Below are 7,401 nucleotides of genomic sequence, written 5' to 3' on the forward strand. Positions count from 1 at the left end.
ATGCGCTACCAACTGCGCTACATCCGCATTCGAAACCAGGCCCGGTTTCTAGGACAAAGTCCTTGTGCGCGATACTGGGATTGAACCAGTGACCTCTTCCGTGTCAGGGAAGCGCTCTCCCGCTGAGCTAAACGCGCTTATGTTGTTATCAAGGCCATCCACACTAGTGGAGGTCTTGGAGCGGATGACGAGACTCGAACTCGCGACCCTCACCTTGGCAAGGTGATGCGCTACCAACTGCGCTACATCCGCATTGCACGTTCCCGGCTAGTGTGCCGTGGTGCGTGTAGAAACATTATCGTGCGCCGCCCCAGTTTCCAAATCCGCAGCCCACGGCAACATTTCCGCCCCTCCCCTCCAACCGCAGATTACATCGTTGTGATTGGGGCTGTTGGTGCCCGCCGTTGCCCGCCCCCACGGTACTGAGACTGCGACGGACGCACCGAGCCAGACCGAAACCAAGCTAATCCTCCGAAAGTATGGTTGAGCTGGACGATTAGGCCGTTATCTGGCACGCGGTGTAGCTTAAGGGCTGCACCAAGGTTCTATAGCTCAGTGGGAGAGCGTTCCGTTCACACCGGAAAGGTCGCTGGTTCAATCCCAGCTAGAACCACCATTATTTATGCAGGTAGAAGGCTTGCAGGTACCGAGAAAACCCTCGTCGTGGATACTACGTGGGTTATGAATTTTTATTGATGATTTCCAGTGGGGGGATCGGTGGCGGGTTGTGTCCACTTTTGTTAAAATGAGTTGATCTCGTTTTTGGGTCAGGCGAAAACGGAGATCACTATATCTCTTCTTTTATCTACAGGCTCTACCATGGCAGTTTTTGGTAAGTGAGTAAATAAAAGGAAAAAATTATGAATAAATCAATAGAGATGCCAGTCTTGACTGCTGATGACTTACTACGCTGCTTTACAGTAGAGCAAGTCTGTCAGAGATTGAATGTGGCACCTCGTACGGTGTCACGCCTCATCAGTGAAGGTTTGTTAGAGACTCAAGCAGGCCGTGATCACGGCCCTGGTAAATCGCCTCGCATTACCGCATTGAGTTTGTATCGATTTATTTATGGCGAACAGGCTGCGTAAGCAGTCTGGGAGTTGGTGGGTATCACATTACGTGGTACCCACCTTTTTTTAGTTTGAGGGTGGGTTAAGGGCTGATGAGCTTGTGCGCTACTACCCTGTTGAGCACGTCTGTTAGAGCGCGCTGGAAACCGAAGCAGGCAAACGTTGAGTTTGTATTACTACATTGACGCCGAGCACGTAGCTTGAAAGTAATAAAGGCCACTGATGATAAATCAGTAGCCTTTATTGATTCACAGACAATTATAAGTTACATTTATAGTAGTTTGTGTACACACATTAAAAGAATGTGTTAGGTATAGTGAAAAGGTTTAATAAGACTTTATCTATAGCTTTGGCTGTAGGAGTTTCTCTCGGTGGGGTGACTGTCCCGCAGATTGCTGGTGTCAACGGTATCGCTGCTATTGCTTCTGCGGCCACGCTTGATCCGTCTGTTGTTACCAAGACTGAGTTGGTTTCTGATAAGTCTGGTCAGAACGTGCTTGGCACAACTGTTGAGGCGACGAAGGAAGCTAGTGAAAACTTCCGAAATACACATGGCGATAAATATAAGCTCAAGCTTGATTTCGAGATTCCTGATTCCGCGAAATCGGGCGATACATTCACAATTACTTGGGGTGGCTCCTATCTTGCACTTGATACCAGAGGTACCATCACGGCAGCCACTGATGAAGGACGAAAAGTCGGAAGTCTTGACGTTCAAACAACCGGCATCATCTTTACTGTTTCTGATGATGTAAAGGATTCTATTAGTCGTAAAGCTTCCTTTGAGATTCCACTTACGTATTTCTGGGGTTACAAGACAACTACACACACGAAAGAAGACGATGGAAAAAAAGAACAAGAGATTCTTCGTTTCTCTACTGCTAACGACTCACCTCTGATTTTTAAGCGGATTAAGCGGTATGAAGAATGGCGTCAGTCGCTTTATGCCAACGTGGATGATTCTCCGTTTAATGAGGATGTTGTATGGGATTCCGTTGATTTGGATGTAGGTGTAGCTATCGGATCAGCAAACCCAGAGATTGGGTATAAAAATTACAGACTTATTGATGAGGGACAACACCAGGACTCGAAGTCCCTTTACGATAATGTATACGCTCTTGTAGATGCTGCGAAAACTAACCGAGATGTCACCATTCGTTACACTTTGGATGATGTGAAGGGGCGTGTATTCCCCAATTCAGACATTGGTCAACACGTATACGACTTTTCCCCGAAACCATTGGCGGCAGGGGGTGTTCCGTCAACGGCAGAAGACACCAGTGTGTATATCTATAAAAGGGTAGACGGTAAAAAATTTAAAATTACATATAATCAGGTCAATGACCAGACTCTAGATGTCACCATCTACGACGTTCCACCAGAAAGTTCCGTCTATCTTCCATACGCGGTACGGATAGAATCCCCCTATTCACCAGGCAAGGAAGTCAAGCTGACAGGAAAGTTTGTTAATGGTGTTGGCGATCCCCACTCCGCCTATGATAAGCGTTACACTGAAACAAACGTAGCCACATATACACACCCGACCTTCGCCGGTTACGGCTCTGCCGACGACATTAAGCGCAACGTCGCGATGACGGCGAAGGTTAATGGCAAGGACGCAAACACCAAAACTGCTGCTGAGCAGGTAAAGGACGGTAAGGCGAAGTTCTCTATTGATTTGAAGAACAACGGCAACATCGGTGCTGGTTCTGCGACGGTCAAGTATCCGAAGGGTGTCACTGGTCCGAAGGGTGAGACTGAGAAGTTTATTGATTTCGGCAAAGATGGCTTCCCCGCTAGCTCCACTAAGACTCTTGATTTAGGTGAACTCACTGTCCCCAAGGGCACAAATGAGAATAAGTTCACGGTTGTCATGACGGGATACCCGCAGCTTACAGATGCTGCATGGACAACTATTGCGGCTACTCCGACGACGACCTCGAAACCGCCAATAACTGCGCCTAAGCCAGCTCAGGATATTTTTGTTAATAAGGCTGAGGTCTCTAAGCCTGATAGCAACGGCAACGTCACGGTCACATTGACCTATAGCGATCCGAAGCAACCAAAGACGACCTTCAAGGTTCCAGTCGGCAAAGACGGAATCCAGGATGTCAAGGTTGAAAACGGCAAGCTTGTTGTTATCAAGGCCGATGGCACTGAGAATAAGTTCCCGTTGACTAAGACCACGGTCACCGAGGACAAGGCTAAGAAGACTGTCACCATCAAAGATGACAACGGCAATACCGTCACCTTCAGCACTGAAGATCTTCACGTTACGAAGGTCACAAAGGTGGGTGACAATTACGAAGTAATTCGTAGTGACGGTACCAAGTGGACAATCAACCTGTCTGACTTAACCAAGCGCGTAAAGGCACTTGAGTCTGGCAAAGCAGATAAGACTGAAGTAGCGAAGATCAAGAAGGAGCTCGATGCTCTCACCAAGCAGGTTGATACTGAGTTTAAGCAGGTTAAGGGTGATATCACGACCTTGAAGACTGATATCACGAAGCTGACTACTCGCGTAACTAACCTGGAAAAGCGAGTTGGTGATCTAGAAAAGAACCAGATCACCAAGGTTGTTGGTGATAAGGGTAAGTACACACTTGTTCGTCAAGACGGATCTGTTGTTGAGGGCGTTATTGATACGTCCAGCACTGTTGTGAGCATTAAAGACAATGGTGACGGCTCTGTCACTATCACTCGCGTGGATGGCAGTGAGGAGACCGTCAATCTCACTCACACAAAGGTCGTCGAGGACAAGAAGAACAACACCGTTACCATCACAACACCTGGTGGCAAGCCTGTTGTGATTAATACTTTCGATACCTTCATCTCAGATGTGAAGAAGCTCGAAAACGGTGATTATGAAGTCACCCGTAATGATGGTAAGAGTTGGACGATTTCCACGTCTGAACTGCAAAAACAGATTGATGATCTGGGCTCCAAGCTGGATGAGACCAACAAGAATCTCGCTGAGCTTAAAGAGACTGCTGCAAGCAAGGAAGAAGTTGCCAAGCTGCAACAGGAGCTGGATAAGCACACTGAGCAGTTAGCTGACCACGAGCAGCGTCTTGCAGAGCTCGAAGCTAACGGCGCTACCAAGGATGATATTGCAGCTCTAGAGAAGGAGATCGCTGATAACAAGGCTGCGATTGACGGTATCACTGAGCAGATCACCACGATTATCACTCGTGTTGAGGGCCTGGAGAAGGGTGTTGCTGACAATACGGCTGGCATTGAGAACCTCAAGAAGGATCTCGGTGATGTTACTAACCAGGTAGACAAGAACACTGGCGATATTGCGGGTAACAGCAACGACATTGCTGATCTGCGTGACAAGGTAGTCACCAACACCCAAGAGATCATGGATCTCAAGGAAAAGGCTGCTACCAAGGAGCAGCTGCTTGAGGTTGTTAAGCAGGTTGAGAACCATGAGCAGCGCATTACTGATTTAGAGAATCAGGGTGCAAGCAAGGACGAGTTAGTTAAGACACAAGCAGAGCTTGATGACCTCAAGAGCAAGCTTGCTGAGCTTGAGAATAAGGCCGCTACCAAGGCTGATGTCGACAAGCTTGGGCGTGAGATTGCTGACCACACTGACAAGATTGCAGCTCTGGAGACAGAGAATGCAGAGCTGAATTCCAAGCTGGTTGAGCTTACTCGCGTAGTCACCGAGCGTTTCGAGAAGGTCATTGAGCGCATTACTGCACTGGAGACCCGCGCTGATGAGACTGATAAGGCTCTCGAAGGCCTTGGAGTTCGCGTCACTGAACTGGACATGTCCATTCAGAACATCAAGGTCGATATCACGAAGTTAGGTGACCGTATTGACGGCATCGAGGTGAAAATCGTTGATCTCACTAAGCGTGTTGAGAGTCTAGAAGTTTCTGATGAGCGTCACAACCGCATTCATGAGGCTCAGGCTAAGTGTTACTCCGGGGCTTCAGTTGTGGGTATCGCAGCGCTTCTCGCTGCTCCTTTGCTGATGTTAGCGTCTGGGGCCGGCAACGGTAGCCAGATGAACACGGATATCCAAAAGCAGCTGGGTATCTTCAACCCGGAGATGGCGAAGTGGATGGCTGAGAATCAGTCGGTACTTCAAGCGCTGGGTGCAGTAGCTGGCCTTGCAGCGACAATCGGTTTGCTGAGCTACGCTGCTAATCAGTGCTCTGATTACAACCGTACTAAGGAAGTCCAGAAGACTCCGATTGGTCAGTTGTCCTCGAAGGTAACGCTGCGAGATACAAAGCCAGTTGAAGCCAAGTAATACACTCCCACACTTGACCTAACACATTCAGCCTACGTGGTCGGTGCTTCCGGAAGTTTTGCGGCTCTGGAAGCATGGGCTGATAGTAAGGTATGTAACTAAGGAGTACTATGACAATTCTTTTCTATCTTCTTCTTGCAAGCACCCCTTTTGTCGGCATTGGATCATTCATGTGGGCCCGTAGGAATAAAAAGCGAAGCGATGTAGACAATCTCAATGACTAGTAGCTCGTTGAAGGTTTCACGTCGTTAAATCGCAGCGTGTAGTGGAAACCTACCCCCCCCTATCCTCGCGCTCACGCGCTCGTTAAGGGGAAGAAATGCATGTGTCCGGGTCGCTCACGCTCCCCGGGAAGATCATCATCATCGGATTTCACACGACAAAGGCTGAAACGCCACAAAAGCAACAACACGAATTTCTTGTCTGTAACACGACAAAGACCGTGGAACTAACACGAGTTTCACGGTCATAAACGACAAGGCTTGAGGCTCTATAACACGAGTTTGTCTGTTGGTAACAGTCAACATCAAGCGCTTAAAAGGCACTTTAATGCCCAAATCCATGAAAGTCAAGACCTTTTAACCCCTTTTCGACTTTCTTTCTGGTATGTGATCTTTCACATCAGCTCAGACAGCGCGAAATACTGGCCCAGTAGCGCGCTAGAGCGCCTAATAGCTCACCCAAGGGTAAATACACCCCACGTGAAGCTTCAAGCCCTTAAATCGCCACCTAGCGGCGATGACACGTCTTTCCCCTGCTCACCCGCCCACTTGCGCGCTCGTGGGGAAAGCGCGAGATGTCGGGCGCGCTCACGCACGCCCGAAAAATGATCATCAACGTCCTGACACATGCCAAAAATGTGTGAGATTAGTCACTAAAAGTAAGGTATCGAGAGGCGTCGAGGGGCTGTTTTCGACATGGTAGCCGTCAAGTCAACAGGTAAGTTAACGTCCGTGACCTGCGGTTATTGACTTACCGTTTTTAAGTCAACAAGTAAGTCAACAAGGAATTTCCCTACTCCTACCAGGGCTTTTGTCTTATTTGTTGACTTACCTATAGCCAAAGGGGGGAAAATAAAAAAAATGGAGAAAGGGTGTAGTTGTCGGGGGTAGCCTATCAACAGGGCAGTTACGGGGGTACCCAGATGGGTAAAAAGGATCGTTTTTACAAAGTTTATGACCTGAGGGTAGTCTACCTCATTTTTCGCCCCAAAAACCACGCGTGACCAGGTGTTATGTGGTGTTGACTTAAGATGTGCGCCTTAAGTCAACACGCAGGGAAAAAAGGGCCGAAATTCACCTGTCCGACGACAGGTATCACCCCCGTGAATTTTTGTCGATTTTTAGCCGTTGGATTGTACGCTGCCTCACTTACTTTTTCAACCCTTATGTGGAAGAAAATTTTAGGGGGCTGCGCGAAAGCGCAGACCCCACATATCCCCGTCGCGCGCGTGAGTGCGCCCGGCATGCTTTCCCCGCGCGTGAGCGCGGGGATTAAGTGTTGTTAGCCTGCCGTTGTGCTACTTAAGCTTAAGGGTGCTATACATCCGTTACTTTTCTTGTATAATCATTGTATGGCCAAAAGTTCCGGCCATAGTAAGTGTTTTTGTTAAGGAAAGTAGAAAAGCGTGGAAAAGCTGTCGGACATCGCGGTATTTCAAGATGAAGCTGCTGAGATCTTAGGTGTTGCACCGCGCACCATGGCGACGTGGCGGGCTACAAATGAGGGCCCGACATATATCCGCGTTGGCCGTCGGGTGCAGTATTTGCATAGTGATCTAGAAGCCTATGTGGCATCGAAGAGATTCGAACCGAGGAGTTGATTCACGCCTACTTTCACCGATCATCGGTGCCGAAGTGCCGATAGGAAGGGTCATAGCATGACCATGCAAAAGGAAAACCCCACTGCTGAGAACAGTGGGGCTAACAAAGTAAATATCTCCGGCGATGCTACTGATTATAGCATCGATATAGATGAAGCTGCAATAGCAATTGAAGAATGCGCCGCAGATATTCACGCTACCTTTGATCCGGATGTTGCGCGGGGGTATCTAGTAACACCGTG

The 7,401-nt window shown here is 48.5% G+C and carries 4 protein-coding genes and 4 tRNA genes (1 of these 8 only partly in view); 5 read left to right on the plus strand and 3 right to left on the minus strand.

Annotated elements, in window-relative coordinates; all coding sequences use genetic code 11:
* From HMPREF3149_RS06560 to HMPREF3149_RS06570, 3 genes are all read right to left on the minus strand, one after another.
* Nucleotides 1-27 (minus strand) — tRNA-OTHER (locus tag HMPREF3149_RS06560); it reaches 50 nt to the left of the window's first position.
* 38 nt (nucleotides 28-65) lie between these two features.
* Nucleotides 66-137: transfer RNA gene (locus tag HMPREF3149_RS06565), tRNA-Val, on the minus strand.
* 39 nt (nucleotides 138-176) lie between these two features.
* Nucleotides 177-252: transfer RNA gene (locus HMPREF3149_RS06570), tRNA-Gly, on the minus strand.
* A gap of 289 nt (nucleotides 253-541) precedes the next feature.
* Here HMPREF3149_RS06570 and HMPREF3149_RS06575 point away from each other — a divergent pair.
* The 5 genes from HMPREF3149_RS06575 to HMPREF3149_RS13340 form a co-directional block, all read left to right on the plus strand.
* A tRNA-Val gene (locus HMPREF3149_RS06575) sits at nucleotides 542-616 on the plus strand.
* 244 nt (nucleotides 617-860) lie between these two features.
* Complete coding sequence (locus HMPREF3149_RS13330; RefSeq protein WP_141741462.1) at nucleotides 861-1,088, plus strand: helix-turn-helix domain-containing protein; 228 nt, start codon at nucleotides 861-863, stop codon at nucleotides 1,086-1,088.
* 358 nt (nucleotides 1,089-1,446) lie between these two features.
* Complete coding sequence (locus tag HMPREF3149_RS06580) at nucleotides 1,447-5,337, plus strand: coiled-coil domain-containing protein (protein WP_070537188.1); 3,891 nt, start codon at nucleotides 1,447-1,449, stop codon at nucleotides 5,335-5,337.
* A 1,627-nt stretch (nucleotides 5,338-6,964) separates the two neighbouring features.
* Nucleotides 6,965-7,159 carry a helix-turn-helix transcriptional regulator gene (locus HMPREF3149_RS14060; protein ID WP_083280792.1) on the plus strand — a complete coding sequence of 65 codons (195 nt, stop codon included), beginning with the start codon at nucleotides 6,965-6,967 and terminating at the stop codon, nucleotides 7,157-7,159.
* A gap of 57 nt (nucleotides 7,160-7,216) precedes the next feature.
* The coding region (locus HMPREF3149_RS13340; protein WP_141741463.1) for a hypothetical protein at nucleotides 7,217-7,401 on the plus strand (185 nt) is incomplete at its 3' end.

Source organism: Corynebacterium sp. HMSC05E07, from assembly GCF_001807225.1.
GTDB classification, from domain to species: Bacteria; Actinomycetota; Actinomycetes; order Mycobacteriales; family Mycobacteriaceae; genus Corynebacterium; species Corynebacterium singulare.